At 64.2% G+C, this 22,231-nt stretch carries 20 protein-coding genes; 13 read left to right on the forward strand and 7 right to left on the reverse strand.

Features of this window, described 5'->3' with window-relative positions:
* Position 1: 1 nt before the first annotated feature.
* Complete coding sequence (locus NR187_RS28640) at positions 2-1,222, forward strand: glycosyltransferase family 4 protein (RefSeq protein ID WP_256808453.1); 1,221 nt, start codon at positions 2-4, stop codon at positions 1,220-1,222.
* Positions 1,219-2,166 carry an NAD-dependent epimerase/dehydratase family protein gene (locus tag NR187_RS28645; RefSeq protein WP_256808454.1) on the forward strand — a complete coding sequence of 316 codons (948 nt, stop codon included), beginning with the start codon at positions 1,219-1,221 and terminating at the stop codon, positions 2,164-2,166. The genes NR187_RS28640 and NR187_RS28645 overlap by 4 nt, the downstream gene beginning before the upstream one ends.
* On the opposite strand, the gene NR187_RS28650 is transcribed toward NR187_RS28645, so the two are convergent.
* Both NR187_RS28650 and NR187_RS28655 read right to left on the reverse strand, forming a co-directional pair.
* Complete coding sequence (locus tag NR187_RS28650; RefSeq protein WP_256808456.1) at positions 2,154-3,170, reverse strand: glycosyltransferase family 4 protein; 1,017 nt, start codon at positions 3,168-3,170, stop codon at positions 2,154-2,156. The genes NR187_RS28645 and NR187_RS28650 overlap by 13 nt on opposite strands.
* Complete coding sequence (locus NR187_RS28655; RefSeq protein ID WP_211385037.1) at positions 3,167-4,126, reverse strand: lysylphosphatidylglycerol synthase transmembrane domain-containing protein; 960 nt, start codon at positions 4,124-4,126, stop codon at positions 3,167-3,169. Before NR187_RS28655 ends, NR187_RS28650 begins: the two co-directional genes overlap by 4 nt.
* A gap of 259 nt (positions 4,127-4,385) precedes the next feature.
* Between NR187_RS28655 and NR187_RS28660 the strand changes: the two genes are divergently transcribed.
* The 5 genes from NR187_RS28660 (at position 4,386) to murJ (ending at position 10,874) form a co-directional block, all read left to right on the forward strand.
* The gene (locus NR187_RS28660) at positions 4,386-5,375 is read left to right on the forward strand and encodes an NAD-dependent epimerase (protein WP_211385038.1); all 990 of its coding nucleotides are present in this window, start codon (positions 4,386-4,388) and stop codon (positions 5,373-5,375) included.
* Positions 5,376-5,381: 6 nt separating this feature from the next.
* On the forward strand, positions 5,382-6,794 hold the full coding sequence (locus NR187_RS28665) for a mannose-1-phosphate guanylyltransferase/mannose-6-phosphate isomerase (protein ID WP_211385039.1): 1,413 nt from the start codon (positions 5,382-5,384) through the stop codon (positions 6,792-6,794).
* 184 nt (positions 6,795-6,978) lie between these two features.
* A complete protein-coding gene (locus NR187_RS28670) occupies positions 6,979-7,983 on the forward strand; it encodes a Gfo/Idh/MocA family protein (RefSeq protein WP_256808457.1) in 1,005 nt (334 codons plus the stop codon).
* A gap of 33 nt (positions 7,984-8,016) precedes the next feature.
* Positions 8,017-9,168, forward strand: a complete 1,152-nt coding sequence (locus tag NR187_RS28675) for a DegT/DnrJ/EryC1/StrS aminotransferase family protein (protein WP_211385041.1) — start codon at positions 8,017-8,019, stop codon at positions 9,166-9,168.
* Between the two features lie 176 nt (positions 9,169-9,344).
* Positions 9,345-10,874: a murein biosynthesis integral membrane protein MurJ gene (murJ, locus tag NR187_RS28680; protein ID WP_256808459.1), complete on the forward strand. Its 1,530-nt coding sequence runs from the start codon at positions 9,345-9,347 to the stop codon at positions 10,872-10,874.
* A 105-nt stretch (positions 10,875-10,979) separates the two neighbouring features.
* On the opposite strand, the gene NR187_RS28685 is transcribed toward murJ, so the two are convergent.
* Both NR187_RS28685 and NR187_RS28690 read right to left on the reverse strand, forming a co-directional pair.
* Positions 10,980-11,777 carry an alpha/beta fold hydrolase gene (locus tag NR187_RS28685; RefSeq protein ID WP_256808461.1) on the reverse strand — a complete coding sequence of 266 codons (798 nt, stop codon included), beginning with the start codon at positions 11,775-11,777 and terminating at the stop codon, positions 10,980-10,982.
* Positions 11,778-12,010: 233 nt separating this feature from the next.
* Positions 12,011-12,298: a DUF1330 domain-containing protein gene (locus tag NR187_RS28690; protein ID WP_211385043.1), complete on the reverse strand. Its 288-nt coding sequence runs from the start codon at positions 12,296-12,298 to the stop codon at positions 12,011-12,013.
* Between the two features lie 83 nt (positions 12,299-12,381).
* On the opposite strand from NR187_RS28690, the gene NR187_RS28695 reads away from it, so the two are divergent.
* The 5 genes from NR187_RS28695 to NR187_RS28715 all read left to right on the forward strand — a co-directional run bounded on the left by NR187_RS28695 (position 12,382) and on the right by NR187_RS28715 (position 17,970).
* A complete protein-coding gene (locus NR187_RS28695; protein ID WP_256808463.1) occupies positions 12,382-12,750 on the forward strand; it encodes a hypothetical protein in 369 nt (122 codons plus the stop codon).
* Between the two features lie 207 nt (positions 12,751-12,957).
* Positions 12,958-13,233, forward strand: a complete 276-nt coding sequence (locus NR187_RS28700) for a DUF1127 domain-containing protein (protein WP_211385044.1) — start codon at positions 12,958-12,960, stop codon at positions 13,231-13,233.
* Between the two features lie 257 nt (positions 13,234-13,490).
* The gene (locus NR187_RS28705) at positions 13,491-15,800 is read left to right on the forward strand and encodes a xanthine dehydrogenase family protein molybdopterin-binding subunit (protein ID WP_256808464.1); all 2,310 of its coding nucleotides are present in this window, start codon (positions 13,491-13,493) and stop codon (positions 15,798-15,800) included.
* Positions 15,801-15,889: 89 nt separating this feature from the next.
* Positions 15,890-16,339, forward strand: coding sequence for a cytochrome c (locus tag NR187_RS28710; protein WP_211385046.1), 450 nt, complete (start codon positions 15,890-15,892; stop codon positions 16,337-16,339).
* A 347-nt stretch (positions 16,340-16,686) separates the two neighbouring features.
* Positions 16,687-17,970, forward strand: a complete 1,284-nt coding sequence (locus NR187_RS28715; protein WP_256808465.1) for a cystathionine gamma-synthase family protein — start codon at positions 16,687-16,689, stop codon at positions 17,968-17,970.
* A gap of 81 nt (positions 17,971-18,051) precedes the next feature.
* Here NR187_RS28715 and NR187_RS28720 read toward each other — a convergent pair whose 3' ends face one another.
* A complete protein-coding gene (locus NR187_RS28720; RefSeq protein ID WP_211385048.1) occupies positions 18,052-18,468 on the reverse strand; it encodes a CHRD domain-containing protein in 417 nt (138 codons plus the stop codon).
* A 155-nt stretch (positions 18,469-18,623) separates the two neighbouring features.
* Here NR187_RS28720 and NR187_RS28725 point away from each other — a divergent pair, with 155 nt between their 5' ends.
* Entirely contained in the window at positions 18,624-19,553 is a 930-nt protein-coding gene (locus tag NR187_RS28725) for a cytochrome c (protein WP_211385049.1), read from the forward strand.
* 24 nt (positions 19,554-19,577) lie between these two features.
* On the opposite strand, the gene NR187_RS28730 is transcribed toward NR187_RS28725, so the two are convergent.
* Positions 19,578-19,823, reverse strand: a complete 246-nt coding sequence (locus NR187_RS28730; RefSeq protein ID WP_045008738.1) for an Lrp/AsnC ligand binding domain-containing protein — start codon at positions 19,821-19,823, stop codon at positions 19,578-19,580.
* A 268-nt stretch (positions 19,824-20,091) separates the two neighbouring features.
* Complete coding sequence (locus tag NR187_RS28735) at positions 20,092-22,071, reverse strand: PAS domain-containing sensor histidine kinase (protein WP_256808471.1); 1,980 nt, start codon at positions 22,069-22,071, stop codon at positions 20,092-20,094.
* Positions 22,072-22,231: the final 160 nt, after the last annotated feature.

Consider the following 22,231-nt stretch of genomic DNA (forward strand, 5'->3'; position numbering starts at 1 on the left):
CATGCAATCTGGAGGCAAGATCGTCGTCGCGAGCCAGCATTATCCGCCGGATCCGAGCACGACGGCGGCGATCATGGCGGAGATCGCCTGCCGTCTCGCCGTCGGCCACGAGGTCGTCGTGCTGTCGGGCTCGCCCGGCGCACTGCCGGCGTCGCAGAGCGGTCCGGGCAAGCCGCGCGTTGTCGCTGTCAAGAACCGGATGGCAGGCAAGGCGGCGCTGGTACGGCGCGGCGCCTCCGAGCTGCTGTTCGCGGCGCGCACATTCTTAGCGCTGCTGCGTGAGCTCAGGCGAGGCGATGTCGTGCTCACCGTCACCGCACCGTTCATGCTGCCCTATGCGGTCGCGGCCGCCGCGCGGTTCAAGGGCGCGCGCTCGGCGCTGATCATGCACGATCTCTTCCCCGAGGTGCTGGTGATGGCGGGTCTGCTGAAGCCCGGCTCGCTCGTGACGCAGACGATGCGCTTCGCCAACGGCCTGATGTTCCGCGCGCTCAACGCCGTCATCACCATCGGCCGCGATGCGGAGCGGCCGCTGCTGAGCTATTCCGGCATGAGGAGGAACAAGATCCGCTTCATCCCGAACTGGGCGACGCTCGTGCCCGGGCCGCGACCGCTCGCAACGGACAGTCCTTTCCGCAAGGCAATTTCTGCGCGTTTCATCGTCGGCCTGTCGGGCAATCTCGGCTTCACCCATGATCCGGACATCGTGTTCGAGGCGGCCCGCCTCCTGAAGGACGAGCCGGACATCCACTTCCTGCTGTCCGGCTGGGGCATCGGCTTCGCGCGGTTGCAGCAGTTGCAGGCCGCAGCGAACCTCTCCAACGTCTCCTTCGTGGCGCGGGTCGAGGACGCCGAGCTCGAGGCGTTCCTGGCGGCTGCCAATCTCTGGATCATTCCGTACCGGAAGGACGTAGCGGGCGTGTCGGTGCCGAGCCGGTTCTACAACCTGCTGGCGGTCGGCCGTCCCGTGGTGCTGGTCTCGGAGCCCGAGGCCGAGGCCGCCTTGACGGTGGTCGAGAACGGGCTCGGCTGGGTCGTGACGCCGGGGCGCGCCGATCAGCTCGCCGAGGCGATCCGTACGGCGTCGCGCGCCGACGACGGCGCCATGGCGGAGCGCGCGGTGAAAACGGCTTCGAAGTTCGACCGTACTGTCGCGATGAACGCCTATGCCGCCGTGATCGACGAATTGTTGCGCAACCCGGACCTTTCGGAGCAACGATGAGTGAACACAAGCCAGTCGTGCTGGTGACGGGAGCGAGCGGCTTCGTCGGCCGCCATGTCGCGCCTGCGCTGGCGCGCGAGGGATGGTCCGTCCGCCGCGCGGTGCGCATCCCGGAAGGCGTGGGCGATGAGGTCGTCGTCGAGACGATCGGCCCCGAGACCGATTGGCAGGCGGCGCTCGAAGGCGTCGACGCCGTGGTCCATCTCGCCGCGCGCGTGCATCACAAGCACGAGGAGCATGCGGTCCAGCTCTACCGCAACGTCAACATCGCCGGCACGCTGCACCTGGCGCGCGGTGCGGCGGCAGCCGGCGTACGCCAGTTCATCTTCGTCAGCACCGTTCTCGTGCACGGGCGCAGCAATGAGGGCCGCGCGCCGTTCAGCGAGGACGACATTCTCACGCCGCGCGGGCTCTACGGCATGTCCAAGGCCGCGGCCGAGGCGGGCCTGAAGACGCTGGCGCGCGACACCGACATGAACATCTCGGTGATCAGGCCGCCGCTGGTCTACGGCGCGGGCGCCAAGGGCAATTTCGCGCTGCTGACGCGTGCGGTGAATCTGGGGATGCCGCTGCCCTTTGCCGCGATCCACAATCAGCGCGCGTTTCTCGCCGTGCAGAACCTGTCGTCGTTCATCCTGCGCCGGCTCGCTCATCCCGATCCCGCCAGCAATTTCGAGATATTCCTGGTGGCCGACAGGGAACAGGTCTCGACGCCCGAATTCATCGAGCGGCTGGCGAAGGCTGCGGGCAAGAACTCGCGGCTGTTCGGGATGCCGTCGAGCCTGCTCAGCACGCTGCTCAGCGTGATGGGCCGGCAGGATACGCATGACAGCCTGATCGGCTCGCTGGAGCTCAACCTCTCCAAGGCGATGGCAACCGGCTGGCAACCGGAGATCTCGCTCGACGAGGGCTTGCGGCTGGCGCTGTCGGCTCAGGACGCCTGAGGGCGGGAGAAGCGCCGCAGCACGAATCCGACCGCGATCGCGCCGGCGAGCAGGCATGCGGTCGTGATCGCCATCGAGCCGGCGCGAACGGTGACGATGGCAAGCAGTGCCAGCACGAGGTTGAGCGCGAACACCTCGCCGGTCACGCGGGAGACGGTGAAGCCGTTGTCGGTCGCACGCTGGTAGAAGTGCGTGCGATGCGCCGACCAGAATTGTTCGCGGCGGCCGATGCGGCGAAGCAGCGTGATGGTGGAATCCGAAAGGTAATAGGCCGGCAGCAGCAGCGCCGCGGCGGGCTGCCCGCGCCAGGCAAGCTCGAGCAGGCACCAGCCGAGCAGGAGGCCGATCGGCAGGCTGCCGACATCGCCGAGAAACACCTTCGCGATCGGTTTGTTGAACGGTGCAAAGCCGAGCATGGCGCCGCACAAGGCCGCGGCGATCAGCGCGGCCGGCCAGGAGAGATCACCGAACCATCCGAGCAGCAGCAGCGCCGCGGTGACCGGCACCACTTCCGCCACCGTCATCAGGTCGAGCCCGTCCATGAAATTGACGAGGTTCACGAACCAGACGCCCGCCAGCAGGATGAGGCCGCGCTCGAGCGGAAGCGGCAGCGCCGGAGCGATGCGCGCGGTCTCGGGCGCGGTGAACACGACGGCTCCGACGCAGACTGCCTGCAGCACGAGCCGCGCAAGCACCGGCAGCGACACGATGTCGTCGGCAAATCCGACCAGGGCGATCAAGACGGTCGCACCGATCAGCGCCGGCGCGATCGCGATGTCCGTCCAGGCTGCCCAGGCGGACGCGACCAGCAGCGTCGCCGATATGACCGCGATGCCCGCACCCTGCGGGGTCGGGATGCGATGCGAGGACCGCGCGTTCGGCCGCGCCAGCGCGTAGCGCTGGAGCAGGGGACGGCTGCCCCAGGTGATGACGGCCGACACCAGCGCGGCGATCGCAACGGCCAGCAGCGAAGGTACGGCGAGCGCGTCGGCGGCCGGGTTCACTCCGGCACTCCGATCGGCGCCGATCCTTGCGCGGCTTTCTCCGCGCTGAGAATCCAGACCAGTCCGCCGACGGCGCCGACGATGAAGTAGACGGTGCCGAACAGCAGCGAGATGTTGACGCCCTCGTTGGCGGCAAGTCCCGCAAAGCCGAATGCCAGGCCCATGGTGGCCTCGCGCACGCCCCAGCCGGCGATCGAGATCGGCATCATCGTGATCAGCATCACCGGCGGCACGAGCAGGAAGACGTCGCTGAAGCCGACCGGGGCCGCAATCGACTGCACGACGCACCAGGCGATGACGACGGTCAGCACATGCACCGCGACCGACAGGATCGTGACGATCGGTCCGCGCGAGCGGCTGAAGATCACGCGATTGGCGATCACGGCACAGGCGTGAACGTGATGCGTCACCCACCAGGTCTTCAGCCACCGCCAGTTCAGCGCGCCGAAAATCAGGAAGCCGAGGCCGCCTGCGAGCGCCGCAAGGTCGACGAGCAGCAGCGCCGAGCGGCCGTGCGGATCGGAGATGAGGGAATAGCTCCAGGGCAGGCTCGCGACGATGAGGATCGCCACCGCGATCAATCCGATCGCGCGGTCGACGAAGATCGAGTAGGTCGCGGCGCGCCAGCCTGCGCCGGCGCGCGCGACGAGCCACAGCCGGACCGCATCGCCGCCAATGGCCGATGGCAGGGTCTGGTTGAAGAATGCGCCGATCACGTTGTAGCGCATCGCGCGGGCGAGCCCGAGCGGCGCGCCGCATTCGGCGCTGATCTCGCGCCAGCGCAGCACGCCGACGAAGATTTGCAGGAACGTGATCGCGATCGCCAGGCCGATCCAGAACAGGCTGGACACGGTGAAGCGCGAAAACAGTTCGGACAGATTGACCTTGCGCAGCGCCAGATAGAGCAGCGCCGCGGAAATCAGGATTTTGGCCGTCGACAGCAGGATTCGGCGCATCTCGCCCGCATGAACAGGGGTTTTTGAAGCAACCCGACGCACGGCGCCGAATTCGGCCGCTTTGGTATGGTTTTGGCGCCGATCTTGCAATAGCTGTTCTGAAGTCGTTCTGAAGCTGTGTTCCGGGCCGTTCCGAATGGCCCTCGTGCAGGGGCAGGGCTATTGCGAGCCCCTCGACAGGATGGCTAAAGAAGCGCTGCGGACGCAAGACTGAGCGAAGACCGGACGAACGATTGGCGAAGGATTCCTCGGGAACAGGATGACGGATCAGGCGATTTTGGTCACGGGTGCCGCCGGCTTCATCGGCTTTCACGTCGCCCGCCAGCTTTTGGGCGAAGACCGGCCCGTCGTCGGGCTCGACAATCTCAACAGCTATTACGATCCGGCGCTCAAACAGGCGCGCCTTGCGCTTTTGCGCGGCGATTCCCGCTTCTCCTTCGTCGAGGCCGATCTCGCCGACCGCGAGACGATCGCAGCGCTGTTTGCGCGACATCGATTTGCCAAAGTCGTGCATCTCGCGGCCCAGGCCGGCGTGCGCTATTCGATCGAGCAGCCGCAGGCTTATGTCGATTCCAATCTCCAGGGCTTTCTCAACGTGCTGGAGGGCTGCCGCAACAATGCCTGTCGTCATCTCGTCTACGCCTCGTCATCCTCCGTTTATGGCGCCAACACTAAACTGCCCTTTGCCGTGCAGGACCGCACCGACCATCCCGTGAGCTTCTATGCTGCGACCAAGAAGGCGAACGAATTGATGGCGCAGTCCTACAGCCATCTCTACCGGCTGCCGGTCACGGGCCTGCGCTTCTTCACCATTTACGGGCCGTGGGGGCGGCCCGACATGGCGTTGTTTCTGTTCGTGAACGCCATCATGGCCGGTCGGCCGATCCGGCTCTTTAACCATGGCAAAATGCGCCGCGACTTCACCTATATTGACGACGTCACCCGTGTAGTGTCCAAGCTGATCGATCTTGTGCCCACGGATGACCCGGCCGCCGCAAATGCGCCGTCTAAGGTCTACAATGTCGGCAATCACCACCCGGAAGAGCTGATGCATGTCGTCGGGCTTCTGGAGCGGGAGCTGGGTCGGACGGCGATCAAAGAATTGCTGCCGATGCAGCCCGGAGACGTCTTGGAAACGTTCGCGGATGTCGAGGATCTGATGCGCGATACCGGCTTTGCACCGTCAACGCCGATCGCGCACGGGGTCCGTAATTTTGTCACCTGGTATCGGGACTACTTCAAGGTTTGAATGACGATGGACAAACGCATTATTCCCCTGATCATGTGCGGCGGCGCCGGCACGCGGTTGTGGCCGGCTTCGCGCGAGGTGCGCCCCAAGCAGTTCCTGCCGCTGTTCGGCACGCGCTCGACCTTCCAGGACACGCTGCTGCGCGTCTCGGATGCCTCGCTGTTCGAACGTCCGATCGTCATCACCAATGCGTCCTACCGCTTCATGGTGCTGGAGCAGCTCGCCGAGATCGGCATCGAGGCCGACGTGATCCTCGAGCCGATGCGGCGCGATTCCGGCCCCGCGATCGCCGCCGGCGCGGTGTTCGCGCAGAACCGCGCCAGTGAAGCCATCGTGCTGGCGCTCGCCGCCGACCACGTGGTGCAGGACAAGGCCGCCTTCGTCGCCGCATGCCGCGAAGGGCTCACTGCCGCGAGCACCGGGCGCATCGTCACCTTCGGCGTCAAGCCGGAGCGGCCGGCGACCGAATACGGCTATATCAGCCCGGGCGAGGCGATCTCCGGCACGGTGCACGCGGTTGCGCGCTTCGTCGAGAAGCCCGACGCGGTGAAGGCCGCCGACTACGTCGAGTCCGGCTATCTCTGGAACAGCGGCAACTTCATGTTCCCGGCCAGCGTGCTGCTCGACGAATATCGCAAGGTCGACGCGGCGAGCGTGGAGGCGGTGTCCAACGCGGTCGCCAATGCCGGCCGCGATCTCGGCTTCGTGACGCTGGAGCCGGAGGCGTTCGGCGCCGCCAAGGCGATCTCGATCGACTATGCCGTGATGGAGAAGACCGCGCGCGCGGCCGTTGTGCCGGTGTCCTGCGGCTGGTCCGACGTCGGCTCCTGGCACGCGGTGTGGGAGCTGTCGGCGAAGGACGCGCAAGGCAATGCCGCGCACGGCGCCGCCGTGTTCGAAGACTCGCGCAACTGCAACGTCACCACCGATGCCGCGCTGGTCGCGCTCGAGGGCGTCGACGATCTTGTCGTGGTGGCGACTGCGGATGCCGTGCTGGTGTCGCGCCAGAAGGACGCCAACGGCCTGAAGCGGCTCGTGACCAAGCTCAAGGCGGTCGCTCCGAAGGTCACCGAGGAGCATCTCAAGGTGCACCGGCCCTGGGGCAGCTACCAGTCGGTCGACAATGGCGAGCGCCACCAGGTCAAGCGCATCGTAGTGAAGCCGGGCGGGCGGCTGTCGCTGCAGAAGCACCATCATCGCGCCGAGCACTGGATCGTGGTCCGGGGCGCTGCCCGCGTCACCGTCAACGAGACCGTCAAGACGGTGCACGAGAACGAGTCGATCTACATCCCGATGGGCGCCGTGCACCGGATGGAGAACCCCGGCAAGATCATGCTGGAACTGATCGAGGTCCAGACTGGAAGTTATCTCGGGGAAGACGACATCATCCGGATTGAAGACGACTATCAAAGGTCGTAACCAGCACACTCCGAATCACGTGATCCGGGCCGAAAGAGCGGTATCTTTCAGCCACTTAAGGCCCGGGGAACGTGTAACTTTTTGAATCAAATCGTGTCCGGTCAGTCAGGCCGGCATTCGCCACAAATGTGGCGTCCGTGCTAGAAGCAGCCCGGGGATTTGCGCTGAATCGGGGTTTGCTCACATGAGTTCCAAGGGATCTGCACCGGCAAAGGCCGGTCTGCGCGTCGGCGTCATTGGCGCGGGCGTGATGGGCAGCAACCACGCGCGCGTGCTCAGCGGTCTGCCGGGCGTCAGTCTCGTCGGCGTCGTCGATCCTTCGGCGGCCCATCGCACGCGCGCCATGGAACTTGCCAATTGCGCGAGCTTCGAGACGCTCGACCAGCTCCTGGCCGAAGGCGTCGACGCCGTCACCATCGCGGCGCCCACCCATCTGCATCACGAGGTCGCGCTCGCCTGCATCGCCAAGAACATCCACGTGCTGGTCGAGAAGCCGATCGCCTCCACGGTTGCGGAAGGCCGCGAGATCGTTGCCGCCGCGCAGAAGGCCGGCGTGACGCTGATGGTCGGCCATGTCGAGCGCTTCAATCCGGCGGTCGCCGCCGTCAAGCAGGCGATCGCGGGCGAGGACATCCTCTCGATCGCGATCACGCGCGTCGGTCCGTTCCCGCCGCGCATGTCCAATGTCGGCGTCGTCATCGACCTTGCCGTGCACGACATCGACCTGATCCGCTGGTTCACCGAATCCGACATCGTCGAGGTGCAGCCGCAATTGTCGAGCGCGGTCGCCGAGCGCGAGGACATCGCGCTGCTGCAATTCCGTACCGCCAACGGCGTGCTCGCCCACATCAACACCAACTGGCTGACGCCGTTCAAGGCGCGCAGCGTCACGGTCGCGACCCGCGGCAAATACGTGATGGGCGATCTGCTCACGCGCCAGGTTACCGAATGCTTCGGCTTCAAGCCGGATGGCAGCTACTCGATGCGGCATTTGCCGGTCGGCCATGACGAGCCGCTCCGTGCCGAGCTGATCGCGTTCCTCAAGGCCGTGCGCAACGGCGAGATTCCGGCGGTCACCGGCGACGAAGGCGTCGCCAGTCTCGAGATCGCCACGCAGTGCCTGGAAACGCCGTCGCGGCCCGCAGCCAAGGCACCCGCCCGTACAGGCCCGCGGCGCGTCGCCGGCTGAACCCTTTCCATGTCGACCATTCAAGAAGGCGCCATGAACCAGCATCTTCGTTCCGAACCCATTCCCTTCATCGATGTCGCTTCGCAGCGTCGCCGGCTCGGCGCCTCGCTCGATGCCGCGGTGAAGCGCGTTCTCGACCATTGCCAGTTCGTCAACGGTCCTGAAGTCGCCGAGCTCGAGAAGCAGCTTGCGGCCTATTGCGGTGCCAAGCACGTCATCGGCTGCGCCAGCGGCACCGACGCGCTTCTCATGGTGTTGATGGCGAAGAATGTCGGTCCCGGCGATGCCGTGCTGTGCCCGTCGTTCACCTTCATTGCGACCGCGTCGCCGGCGGCACGGATGGGCGCCACCCCGGTCTATGTCGATGTGGATGAAACGACCTTCAACATGAGCCCGGAGTCGCTGAAGCGGGGCATTGCGGCCGCTCGCAAGGCTGGTCTCAAGCCCGTTGCGGTCATTCCAGTCGACCTGTTCGGCCAGCCTGCAGACCACGATGCCATTGCCGAGATCGCCAGGGCCGAAGGCCTGTTTGTGATCGACGACGCCGCGCAAGGCTTCGGCGCAAGCTATCATGGCCGCAAGCTCGGCACCTTCGGGCTCGCAACCACGACCAGCTTCTTCCCCGCAAAACCGCTCGGCTGCTTCGGCGACGGCGGCGCGATCTTCACCGATGACGACGAGCTCGCAGCCACGCTGCGCAGCATCCGCGTGCACGGGCAGGGCGTCGATAAATACGATAACGTCCGCCTCGGCCTGACCGGCCGGCTCGACACCATGCAGGCCGCGATCCTGATCGAGAAGCTGAAGATCTTCGACGACGAGATCGCTGCCCGCAACAAGGTCGCTGAGCGCTACGCGCGAGGCCTGTCGAATGTCGTCACCGTGCCGCGCCTTGCGCCCGGCAACACCTCGGTCTGGGCGCAGTACACCATCCGCCTCCCCAAAGGCACCGATCGCGATGGCTTTGCTGCCGCGCTGAAGGCTCAGGGCGTGCCGACCGCGATCTATTACGGCAAGTCGATGCACCAGCAGACCGCCTACAAGCAGTATCCGGTCGCCGACGGCGGCCTGCCTGCTTGCGAGAGCCTGTCGCAAGACGTCATCAGCCTGCCGATGCACGCCTATTTGACCGAAGCCGACCAGGAGCGAATCATCGCAGCCGTGCGCGGCGCGGTTTCGGGCTGATCTTCCTGTCACCTCTCCCGCTTGCGGGAGAGGTCGCCGCGAAGCGGCGGGTGAGGACTCTCTCCTCTTGGGGATTCTCGCTTGCGGAAACACCCTCTCCCGCAAGCGGGGGAGGAGGCGGACCTTCCTCGCGGTTTGCACCTAGACCTGATCTCGCCATGCACTAAAACAGACGCATGCTCGGACGCATCTTCACGGTTGGCGGATATACGCTGCTCTCGCGGCTGACGGGATTTGCCCGCGACATCATGCTCGCGGCGATCCTGGGCGCCGGCCCCGTGGCCGACGCCTTTTTCGTGGCGCTGCGGCTGCCCAATCATTTCCGCGCGATCTTCGCCGAGGGTGCCTTCAACGCCGCCTGGGTGCCGGCCTATGCCCATGTCCATGGCGAGAAGGGGGAGGGCGCGGCAAGACTGTTCGCCGACCGCATCTTCACGCTGCTGCTGGCCTCGCAAGTGGTGCTGCTGATCGTCGCCTGGCTGTTCATGCCGCAGGCCATGAGCATCCTGGCGCCGGGCTTCAGTGAAGACGCCGAGCAGCGCAAACTCGCGATCGAGCTGACCCGGATCACCTTTCCTTATCTCTTGCTGATCACGCTGGTGACGCTCTATGGCGGCATGCTCAACGTGATGCAGCGCTTCGCCAGCGCCGCCGCGGCGTCGATCTTCCTCAACATTTCGATGATGATGACGCTGGCGCTGGCCGCCTGGTTTCCCAGTGCGGGCCACGCCGCCGCCTGGGGCGTCCTGATCTCGGGCTTTTTGCAGTATTTCCTGCTCGCAGGCGATCTCGCGCGCCACGGCGGCCTGCCGCGCTTTGCGCCGCTCAAGCTCGATGAAGACGTTCGCGGATTCTTCAAGGCGCTCGGGCCGGCGACGCTGGGCTCGATGGGCACGCAAGTCGCGCTGTTCGCCGACACCATCATCGCGACCTTCCTGCCCGCGGGCGCGCTGTCGGCGCTCTATTACGCCGATCGCCTCAACCAGCTGCCGATCGGCGTGATCGGCATCGCCATCGGCACGGTGCTGCTGCCGGAGATGTCGCGGCGAATCACGGCCAACGACCATGACGGCGCGATGAAGGCGCAGCGCCGCGCCTTCGACTTCACGCTGCTGTTCTCGATTCCGTTCGTGGCCGCCTTCCTCACCGTGCCCGACGAGATCATGCGCGCGCTGTTCGCCCGCGGCGCGTTCTCCAAGGCCGATGCGGCCGCCGCAGGCGCCACGCTAGCGGCCTACGCCATCGGCCTCATTCCCTTCGTGCTGATCCGGAGCGCGGTCGCGACCTTCTATGCGCGCAAGGACACCGCGACACCGGTGCGGGCGTCGCTGACCGGCATCGCCGTCAACGTTGCCCTGAAGGTCGCCCTGATGGGATCGCTCGCCCAGATCGGCCTCGCACTGGCCACCGCCGTCGGTGTCTGGACCAATCTGCTGATGGTGCTGTTCTTTGCGGTGCGGCGAGGCTTTCTCGTGCCGGACCGCGCCTGGCTGTTGTCCCTCGCCAAATTCCTGCTGACCGGGTTGATCCTGGCCGCAAGCTTCTGGCTGATCGCGCGCTTTAGCACGACCGCGCTTGCCGCGCTGCCGGCCTTCCGGGACGAAGCAACGCTGGGGGTGTTGGCGGTGGGTGGAACGATCGTTTACACGCTCGCAATCCTCGTGCTGTTCGGCCGCACTTGGCTGGTCTCGCTGGTGCGCGGCTAGGCGCGTATCGATAGGTTCGTCATATCCGCTCGACCCGCGAGAAGCGGATCGCTGGGCCGCAACTAACATCATGCGGCCCAGAAGTCGCCCTTGATCAGATCGATGTCACGCTGCTTTCACCAGCACGTCAGTCAACCAATCCGGCTCGCCGATCATGACTGAGTGGCCAGATGTCGTGTTTTCGAGGACAGTCCAGGAATTGTCGGACTTGCACTCCGCTGCCGCTTTGTCCAAGGCGGCTAACTGGAATTTGGGTAAACGGATGTAGGTCTTCTTCGCGACCTTTTCGCGTGCGCCGGAGAGCTTCGCCGGTTGCAGCCACGTCCCAATCGGTTGTGGTGTTACTTTTGATAGAACCCAAGCGACGTCTTTGGGATCGCTAAAGGCCGTCGGAGGGAGCGCTTTGGGGGCCGGACGGCTGATCGCGCCCTCCTCGATCGGGAAGGGCACCAGGTCTCGAAATGACTGGCCGTCGGCGGGCTTTATTGCATCAACCCAAACGATAGATGATACGCGGTTTCCGATACGTTCAAGAGCACCCGACGCGGGACATCCGGCATACGAATGGGCAACGAGGCAAATGTCCGTGAGGTCTTCCCATTCGACCAGATTTGCGATGTCACTAATGTGCGTGTCGAGATTTATGTCTTTGCTGAGGAGGTGCGAGCGTTCAGCCAATCCCGAGAGCGTAAACGCATAGACTTTATGGCCCTGTTTTTCGAGCCTCTCGGTGACACGATGCCAACACCACGCGCCGTAAAAGGCGCCACCAATCAGAACAAAAGTCTTTGGCGCGGATTGAGCGCGCGCACTGCCGATGCCTGATGAAGTTACCGAGACTGCACTTATTCCGGCCGCGACGCCGCCGATCAATCTGCGGCGGGTGACATTTTGCAAAGTCATGAAATCCCTCCCGTGCAAGAATATGAGTTCAATATCAGTGCGACTATCTAATCGCCAAAATTGGATAGGGGGAAGACGAGTGCCGCCGGCTTGGAAGGAATTTTTTGTCCCGTCGGAGACTTCCGAATGGGGTATTTGCGGCCGACATGGACAATCCTCTCCATGTCCGATTTATCCACGATAGCGACCGGCAGACGTGCCCGGACTTCGGTAGCTGAGCAGTCCGCTGATGTTCAGATGCCGGGAAATGCCCAAACATTTATGGTAGCGGCACCCTCGCGCAGCTTCTTGATGGGCACATAGTCTGGAGAATTCCAGAAGGCACGGATAGCCTCCATCGCGGGAAACTCGAACATCACGACTGGTCGCGTGTCGTGCTCGCCTTCGAGTACTTCCACCTTTGCGCCTCTCGCGACAAGTTTGCCGCCAAAGGAAGCGATGAATGGAACGACCGCCTCGCGGTACTTCTGATATTTGGGTTCGTCGGCAATGGTCGCTTGAACAACAAGATATGCAGGCATAATCGACCTCCATTTTTCATTTGCGCCGGGAAAATCGAATGGTCCAAGCGTAGTCACTCTCCGGGCCGCCGTCCATGATGCCAATGCGTGCTTGGCAGCAAAATCCGCTGCTGGTGCTGTCCTTCGCCGTGCGGCGAGGCTTCCTCGTGCGGGACCGCGCCTGGCTGTTGTCCCTCGACAAATTCCCGCTCACCGGACTTATCCTGGCCGCCGACTTCTGGCTGATCGCACGCGTCAGTGGTGTCTATTTTGCTTCGATGCCTCTCCGGGATGAATTGACGCTCGCGCTATTGGCCGTCGGCGGCACGATCGTCTATGCCCTCGTGATCCTCGCGCTGTTCGGCCGCCGCTGGTTGGTCTCGCTGGTGCGGGGCGAGGCGAGCTTCAATAGACGGACGCGCGGGAGCGGACGCTCGCGCCCAGAGTGTAAGCAACATCCGCACATCTCTTGATTTTACACGATTGCCGTGGTACTGGCATCTCATGATCAAATCGTCGCGCAAACTCAACTGCAACCACATGACCCGCTTCCGCCGGGCCGTGGGAGGAGTCGTGCGCTAGAATTCGACGACGACATCTTTTCCACCAGGCCCCGCCGGCATCGGACGGGGCCTTTTGTTTGGCCACGCTCCCTGCCGGCACAACAGCAGGAGCGTCCGATGCCACCTCAATTGACGAGCAGCACATCCGCGACGGAGGGCGATGCCGCGAGGCTCCGCCTCGACCTCTCCACCGTCTTGAGCCTGCTCAAGCGATACTGGTTTGCGTTTCAGGCGCGGCGCCGAGGCCAGCGAGTTACCTTGCAGGACCTGAGCGACAGGGAGCTGATGGATATCGGCCTAACGCGTTCCGAGATCGACCACATCACGCCTGAACGGGCTATCGACAGGCTGAGAGATCGCGTCGCGGATCCATGGAGTCGAGGCGTGATGTGAATGATCAAACGGCCGGAAGGGGACATGCGCTTTGCGAACGAGCGGCGGGCAGCACGCTGCCTGTTCTGCATTGCGAGACGAGTTCGGCAACTATCGTGCCATCAACCGGACCGGTCCTCACAGGGAAATGAGCGGGCTGCGACCTTTCCGTCATGACGGGCGTGGGTGCTGGGCGATCCATGCGCCTAAACTCGTTTGCCTTGCCAGTTTTTCCACGGCAATATGCCGGCAAAACAACCATAGGACGGGACAAGAAAATGGCGGCTCCCATCAAGTTCGGCGTTGGCCAAAGCGTGCTGCGCAAGGAGGATGACGCGCTCATCCGCGGCAAGGGCCGCTATACTGATGATTACGCGCCGCAGGCCGCGCTCCGTTGCCTGATGCTGCGCTCGCCGCACGCGCATGCCAAATTCACCATCGATGCGAGCCGCGCCCGCGGCTTGCCGGGCGTTGCCTTGATTCTGACCGCTGCCGACGTCGCCGATCTCGGCGATCTGCCCTGCCTGTTCAATCTCGAGACCGACCCGTTCAAGGGGCCTCCCTATCCGATCCTTGCCAAGGATGAAGTGCGCCATGTCGGCGATTCCGTCGCCTTCGTCGTCGCCGAGACCATCGACCAGGCCCGCGACGCGATCGAGGCGATCGACGTCAAATGGAGCCCGCTGCCGGCGGTGACCGGCGTCGTCAATGCCGTCAAGAAGGGTGCGCCGCAGGTCTGGCCGGACAAGGCCGGCAACGTGCTGTTCGACGTCTCGATCGGTGACAAGAAAGCGACCGAAGCCGCGTTCGCCAAGTCGCATGCGGTCGCCGAGATCTCCATCGTCAATCCGCGCGTGGTCGCAAGCTTCATGGAGGCGCGCGCGGCCGTCTGCGAATACGACGCCAAGCGCGACCATCTGACGCTGACCGTGGGCAGCCAGGGCAGCCACCGCCTGCGCGACATCCTGTGCCAGAACGTGCTCAACATCCCGACCGAGAAGATGCGGGTGATCTGCCCCGATGTCGGCGGTGGGTTCGGCACGAAACTGTTCCCTTATCGCGAATACGCCTTGCTGGCTGTGGCGGCCAAAAAACTGAAGAAGACGGTGAAGTGGGCGGCGGACCGCACTGAGCACTTCATGGGCGATGCGCAGGGCCGCGACAATGTGACCACCGCCAAGATGGCGCTGGCCGAGGACGGCAAGTTCCTCGCGATGGATTGCGACCTGATGGGCGACATGGGCGCCTATCTGTCGACCTTCGGGCCCTACATCCCGCATGGCGGTGCCGGCATGCTGCCGGGCCTCTACGACATCCAGGCGTTCCACTGCCGGGTGCGCACCATCTTCACCAACAGCGTGCCGGTGGATGCCTATCGCGGTGCGGGCCGGCCCGAGGCCGCTTACGTCATCGAGCGCCTCGTGGATGCCTGCGCGCGAAAGCTCGACATGACGGTGGATGCCATCCGCCGCAAGAACTTCATCCAGCCGAAGGCGTTGCCGTACAAGACGGCCACGGGCAAGGTCTATGATTCCGGCGACTTCGCCGCGCATCTCAAGCGCGCAATGGAGATCGCCGAGTGGAAGGAATTTCCCAAGCGCGCCAAGCTGGCCAAAAAGCACGGCCTGATCCGCGGCATCGGGCTTGCGAGCTATGTCGAGGTCTGCGGCACCATGGGCGAGGAGACCGCCAATGTGCGGATGGATCCGAACGGCGATATCACCGTCCTGATCGGTACGCAGTCGAGCGGGCAGGGCCACCAGACCGCCTATGCGCAAATCGTCGCCGAGCAGTTCGGCGTTGCGCCCGAGCGCGTGCACATCCATCAAGGCGACACCGACGAGATCGCGACCGGTCTCGGCACCGGCGGTTCGGCTTCGATCCCGTCGGGCGGCGTCAGCGTCGAACGCGCCACGCGCGAGCTTGGGCAGAAGCTGAAGGAGATCGCGGCGCAGGCGCTGGAAGCCAGTGCCGGCGACCTCGAGATTACCGACGGCGTTGTGCGCATCGCAGGTACCGACCGTTCGATCTCGTTCGCCGATATCGCCAAGCGTCCCGGCGCCGATCCGTCGAAGCTCAATGCGAGCGCGACCTTTGCCAGCGCCGACGGCACCTATCCCAACGGCACCCATGTCGCGGAAGTCGAGATCGACCCTGCCACCGGCATCATCAAGATCGTCAACTACGTGATCGTCGACGATTTCGGCAAGACGCTCAATCCGCTGCTTTTGGCCGGACAGGTGCATGGCGGCGCCATGCAGGGCATCGGCCAGGCGCTGATGGAGCAGGTGGTCTACGGCGCGGGCGACGGCCAGCTGATCACCGCGACCTTCATGGACTACGCGCTGCCGCGCGCGGCGGACGGGCCCGACTTCGTGTTCGAGACCGCCAACGTTCCCTGCACGACCAATCCTCTGGGGGTGAAGGGGGCGGGCGAGGCCGGTGCGATCGGCTCCTGCCCCGCCGTCGTCAACGCCATCGTCGACGGCCTCTGGCGCGAATACAAGATCGACCACATCGACATGCCGGCGACGCCGGAGCGGGTCTGGGTCGCCATCAACGAGCACCATCGCCGTCACAGCCTCTAAGCTGCGACCTTCGGCGGCGGGAATAAACGCCTGCCGCCGGGTTCTATCCATGATGGCCCCCAACCTCTGCGACCCGGAGAAACATTCCGATGAAACGGACCATGATTGTCGTGAGCATCCTCTTGCTGGGTGCGGGCGCCGTGATGGCGCAGCAGGAGATTGCCGTGCAGCAGGACAACCTGATGCGTTCGATCGCCAAGAACCAGTATGGCGTCATCCTGAAGATGACGAAGGGCGATATCCCCTACGACCAGAAGGCCGTCGATCAGGCCATCGCAAGCATCGAGGCCGACGTCGCCAAAATCGCAAAAACCTTCGAGGTCAATCCCAAACAGGACGTGGTGAACGCCACCTACGGTGCATCATCAAAAGTCTGGCAGAACAAGGCCGATTTCGACTCCAAGATTCCGCCGGTGCAGAAGGCGATCACCGAGGTCAAGGGCAAGATCAGCGATGTGGCGAGCCTGAAGGCCGCCTACACTGCGATCAACGACCGCTGCAACGATTGCCATGAGACCTATCGGGTCAAGTTGAAGTAGCGGTTGCAGCTTGTAGCCCGGATGGAGCGGCTTGTCCGCTGTAACTCGGAGAGCGAAGGCGGAAGCGAAATCCGGGCTACCAGGAATTCAGAAAGGGCGGCCTGCGTAAGCAACCGCCCCTTTTTTGTTGTGTGACGTGACCAGCGGCCGCAACGGCGGCGCGCGGCGCAGCAGGAAATTCTGTTCGCAAGGCCTGACGGATCGTCGTCGGAGCAGCTATCTTTGCTCCAGCCGCCGCGACAGTGATGCGAGCCATTGGATGCTGGCGCATCTCGCTCCCTTACCGCTCCACTCGACGGAGTTCCAGCACGCGGCGAACAGCTCAATCAGGAACAGCGAGACAGGCCATGGCAAAACCGTTCCCGTCGAAGACTCACATAGGCAACCATATGCTGCATCCGGAAACGCTGATGCTGACCTATGGCTATGATCCGCAACTGTCGGAAGGCGCCATCAAGCCGCCGGTGTTCCTGACCTCGACCTTCGTGTTCAGGACGGCCGAGGACGGCCAGGACTTTTTCGATTTCGTCGCCGGCCGGCGCGAGCCGCCGGAAGGGATGGGCGCGGGCCTGGTCTATTCGCGCTTCAATCATCCCAACAGCGAAATCGTCGAGGACAGGCTCGCGATCTACGAGCGCACCGAGAGCTGCGCGCTGTTCTCATCCGGCATGGCGGCCATCGCAACCACGATCCTGGCTTTCGTCCGCCCCGGCGATGTCATTCTGCATTCCCAGCCGCTCTACGGCGGGACGGAAACCCTGCTGACGAACACGCTCGCGCGCCTGTCGATCGGCGCCATTGGCTTCGCCGATGGCGTTGATGAAGCCGTGGTCAGCCAGGCCGCGGAGGAGGCCATGGGCAAGGGCCGGGTTTCGATGATCCTGATCGAAACCCCGGCCAACCCGACCAACGGGCTGGTCGACGTTGCGATGATGCGCCGTATCGCCGAGGCGATCGGAAAGCGCCAGGGACACGTTCCGATCATCGCCTGCGACAATACGCTGCTCGGGCCGGTGTTTCAGCGGCCGATCGAGCACGGCGCGGACATCTCACTGTACTCGCTCACGAAATATGTCGGCGGTCATTCCGACCTGATCGCGGGCGCCGCGCTCGGAGCGAGGGCGGTCGTGAAAGGCATCAAGGCGCTGAGAGGCGCCATCGGCACCCAGCTCGATCCGCATTCCTGCTGGATGATCAACCGGTCGCTCGAGACGCTGAGCCTGCGCATGGAGAAGGCCGATACGAATGCGCGTGTCGTGGCGGACTATCTGCGCGATCATCCGAAGGTGGCCAAGGTCCACTACCTCGGTCATCACGACGAAGCTTCGCCGGCCGGACAAGTGTTCGCGCGGCAATGCCTGGGGGCGGGATCCACGTTCTCGTTCGACATCGTCGGCGGCAAGGGGGCGGCGGTGAAATTCCTCAACGCGCTGCAGATACTCAAGCTGGCGGTGAGCCTTGGCGGCACGGAATCGCTGGCGAGCCTGCCGGCTACCATGACCCATTCCGGCGTTCCCGCCGACATCCGCCGGAAGATCGGCATCCTCGATTCCACGATCCGGCTGTCGATCGGCATCGAAAACCCGTCGGACCTGATCGCCGATCTCTCGCAGGCGCTGAACGCGGCTTGAGCGCAATCGGGTCCTGTCGAATCGAAAAGGCCGGACGCCCTCTCCAGCGTCCGGCCTTCGCCGACGAAACAGCCTCGAGAATTACTTCGTCACCTGGCCGCGGATCTCGCCGCCCGGATTGGCCGCGGTGTGGATGTTGACGTAGAGCTTGCCGGCGAGCAGATCGGCGGCCTGCGCGTCGGTCAGCGTTGCGGAGCCCTCGACCGGGCTTTTGGCGGCGCCCGGGATCGGGACCGCAACGCCGGCGTTCTTGCCGGCTTCGGCAGGTCCGTGGAAATGGGCGGCGGTGGCGGGGCCGGACAGGCCCGAATAAGTGAGCTTCCAGGACAGTTTCTTGCTGGCGGCGTCGTAGTCCAGATCGGCCGTTCCAGTGCCGCTGCTGGTCGTTGCGGGCACCTCGGACTTGGCGTCAAGCGTTGCTTTCAGCTTGTCCGCGTTGGCCGAACCGGCAAACGCAACGGCGCCTAGCACTGACATGGCGATAGCGGTCTTGTTCATGACTCTCTCCCTGCTGAACCCGTTTGGGCTGCCAAACTTCCAACAGCCGGCATCTCACTTTATTCCCGTTTCAGGCCGCAGCGAGCTAAATTCTTCGTGGCTGGAGCGGCGAAGACATCGATCATAAGGTTCTCCGCAAGGTTTGAAAGGACTGCATGTTGCGACGAACAATTTCCGTGGTGCTGCTCGCCGCACTCGCCGCCGCCGGCGTCTATTGGTGGCTCAGCGCGCCGGTGGTGGCCGCCGCCGGCACTGCGCCTGCCCATGTCCCCAATCTCGCCAACGGCGAGGTGATGTTCAACGCCGGCGGTTGCGCCTCATGCCATGCCGTTCCCGGCCAGCCCGACCGCACCAGGCTCGGCGGCGGCGTCGCCATCAAGTCGCCGTTCGGAACGTTCTACGCGCCGAACATCTCCTCCGATCGGACCTCCGGCATCGGCAAATGGAGCGACGCCGATTTCCTCAACGCGGTGATGCACGGGGTGTCGCCGGACGGACAGCATTACTTTCCGGCGTTTCCCTATACGTCCTATCAGCATGCAAGGCGCGAGGATTTGCTCGATCTCTTCGCCTATCTGAAAACGCTGCCGCCTGTTGAGGGCAAGGTACGCGACCACGACGTGCGCTTTCCGTTCAGCATAAGGCGCAACATCGGCATCTGGAAATTTCTGTTCATGGACGGCAAGCCGCTGGTCGCCGACGGCACCAGGTCACCGCAATGGAATCGCGGCGCCTATCTGGTCAACGGCTTGGGCCATTGCGCGGAGTGTCACAGTCCGCGCAACGCGCTCGGCGGCATTATCTCCGGCGAACGCTTTGCCGGCGGGCCGAATCCGGAAGGCGAGGGATGGGTGCCCAACATCACCCAGAAGGGCCTCGGCGAGTGGAGCGCGAAGGATATTGCCTATTTCCTCAAGACCGGCGAATTGCCCGACGGCGACAGCGTCGGCGGCGCGATGACGCGCGTGATCAAGAACACCTCGCAATTGTCGGACGAGGATCTTGCGGCGATGGCGGACTATCTCAAGTCGCTGCCGCCGGTGGACGGCCCGCCGCGCCCCAAGCGCAAGGAGGGCGGCGCCTGACGAGGCCCGCCCCTTTCCGGATGGTTAGCTCGCGCCAAACGCCTTGAAGGTGATGATGGTGAGGGTGTCCTGGATGCCCGGGAGCACCTGCACCTTCTCGTTGATGAAGTGACCGATGTCGGTGTCGTTGTCGACGTAGAACTTCACCAGCAAATCGTAGTGGCCGGCCGTGGAGTAGATCTCGGAGGCGATCTCGGCTTCGGCAAGCGCATTGGCGACCGTATAGGACTGGCCGAGCTTGCATTTGATCTGGACGAAAAAGGGAACCATTGCAGTCACTCCGAAGGCATATCTGACGGCTAATAGGCCAAACCCGGCCGGATTTAGCAAGCGGCCGGCCCGGATGCGGGGATAAGCGGCCCGCGGCCATCCTTCGAGACGCCCGCCCTTGGCGGGCCCTCAGGATGAGGGCGGAGTGGGTGGCGGCAGTTTCAAGGGGCAATGATGGCAGTTAGCCTCGCCCTGAGGAGACCGCGCAGCGGTCGTCTCGAAGGGCGAGGCGTGCTGCCAAATATCAAGTGCATTTCTCCGCGATCCCCTATGAGGTCACCGTCGCCGCGGCAAAAGCGTCCCTGAGCCGCTGCGCCAGCTCGGCCTTGCGGTAGGGTTTTGTCAGGACGACCGCCTGCGCCTGCGTACGGCCCTGCTCGACCAGGGTCTCCAGCGCGTAGCCCGATGTGAACAACACCGGTAGACCGGGGCGAATCCGCCGGGCCTGATCGGCGAGATCCCAGCCGCTGAAGCCGCCCGGCATGATGATGTCGGTGAACAGCATGTCGATGCCGGGATCGGTGCGCAGCCGCTGCAAGGCCTCCTTGCCGTTGACAGCGGCGACCACGCGATAGCCGAGCGCTTCCACCCTGAGGATGACCGAGGACCGCACGAACGGATCGTCCTCCGCAATCAGGATGGTCTCGTGGCCCAGCGGCACCGCCTCTTCGCTCTCCTGCACATCTGCGAGGGAATGTGCGGCGCCGGCGCGCGGCAGGTAGATCCGGACCGTCGTTCCCAGGCCCTCTTCGCTGTAGATCGAGACATGGCCGTCGGATTGCTTTGCGAAGCCATAGACCATGCTAAGCCCGAGGCCCGAGCCCTTGCCGACCTCCTTGGTGGTGAAGAACGGCTCGAAGGCGTGTTCGATCACGTCGGACCTCATGCCTTCGCCGTCATCGGTGACGGAGATCAGGGCGTAACTGCCGGACATCACCTCCGGGTGCAGGGCGCGATAGTCCTCGTCGATCGCAGCCAGCTCCGTGCTCAATGTCAAGTGCCCGCCGGCCGGCATGGCGTCCTGCGCGTTCAGCGCCAGGTTCAGCACGGCGGATTCGAGCTGGGCGCGGTCGGCGAAGGCCTGGATCGTGCCGGGACCGAACGCGGTCTTGATCTCGATGTTCTCGCGCAAGGTACGCTTGAACAGTTTCAGCATGGATTCGAGCAGCTCGCGGCAATCGATCGTCTGCGGCTGGAGCAGCTGGCGGCGGCTGAATGCGAGCAGCCGCTGCGTCAGCTCCGCGCCGCGCTCGCCGGACTCGCAGATGTCGTCGGCAAACTGCCGCAGATCGGGCCGGGCCTTGAGCTGCTCGCTCAGATGCTCGGCGTTGCCGATGATGACGGTGAGGAGATTGTTGAAGTCGTGGGCGATGCCGCCGGAGAGCTGGCCGACCGTCTCCATCTTCTGCGCCTGCTGGAGCTGCTGCTCGGTCAGCTTGCGCGCGGTCAGATCGTGGACGATGCCGACGTAGATCAGCTCGCCGTCCTGCCATGCCTGGCCCACCGACAGATTCATCGGAAAGGTCGAGCCGTCCTTGCGCAGGCCGGCGGCTTCCCCGGTTGCAAAACGCCGCGTATGACCCGTGGGTGAGGGTCTCTTCTCGTCGGTCATCAGCATGCCGATGTCATGATTCATGACCTCGTCAACGCGATATCCGAACAACCGTTCGCAGGCGGGATTGAACAGGAGAATGCGGGCTTGCGCATCGAACAGGATGACGCCGTCGACCGCGGTGTCGACGACGGCGGTGAGGCGCGTCATGCTCTCGCGCAGCGCGCGCTGGGCTTCACGGACCTGGCCGAGAAGCTGCGCCGCATCCCGGCTCTTGATCTCCTCCTCCTCGAGCGCGGCCTGGACCTTTTGAAGCTCGAACGGGGAGGGGATGGCCAGGATCTTCGGCAACAGCGGCCAAAGCGCACCGGCAGTGACCACGGACGCAACGGCCGTCGCCGCCTTGACGATGCCTTCGATGCCGTAGATCGGAACCCACAGCGTGTAGATCGACAGCACGTGCGTCAGGCCGCACGCCATGATGAAGATTGCGAAGGCCCAATAGACCCAGCCGAACTGGAGGTCGCGCCGTTTGGTGACGAGGATCGTGAGGGCGAACGGGATCGAGAAGTAGGCGGCCGCGATGAGGGCGTCGGAAACGACGTGCAGCCAGATCAGCTCGGGCTCCCACAGCAGGCAGATGCCGTGCGGTGAAAACATCGAGGAGTCGAGGATGCGTTCGAAGTAGGCCCACATGATTCCACTCCGACCGGCTTGCGGGCCGGGGCGGCCTGCAACATTGGTGTCGCTGGATGATTCCAGCACCAACGTCTCACTCCGCGATACGGACGCCAAGGGTCAAGACGATATAAGGACATATTTTGCAATCTGTGCACGATTGCGGGACGACAGCGCG

The sequence above is a fragment of the Bradyrhizobium sp. Bra64 genome (genome assembly GCF_024519875.1).
Lineage (GTDB): Bacteria > Pseudomonadota > Alphaproteobacteria > Rhizobiales > Xanthobacteraceae > Bradyrhizobium > Bradyrhizobium japonicum_G.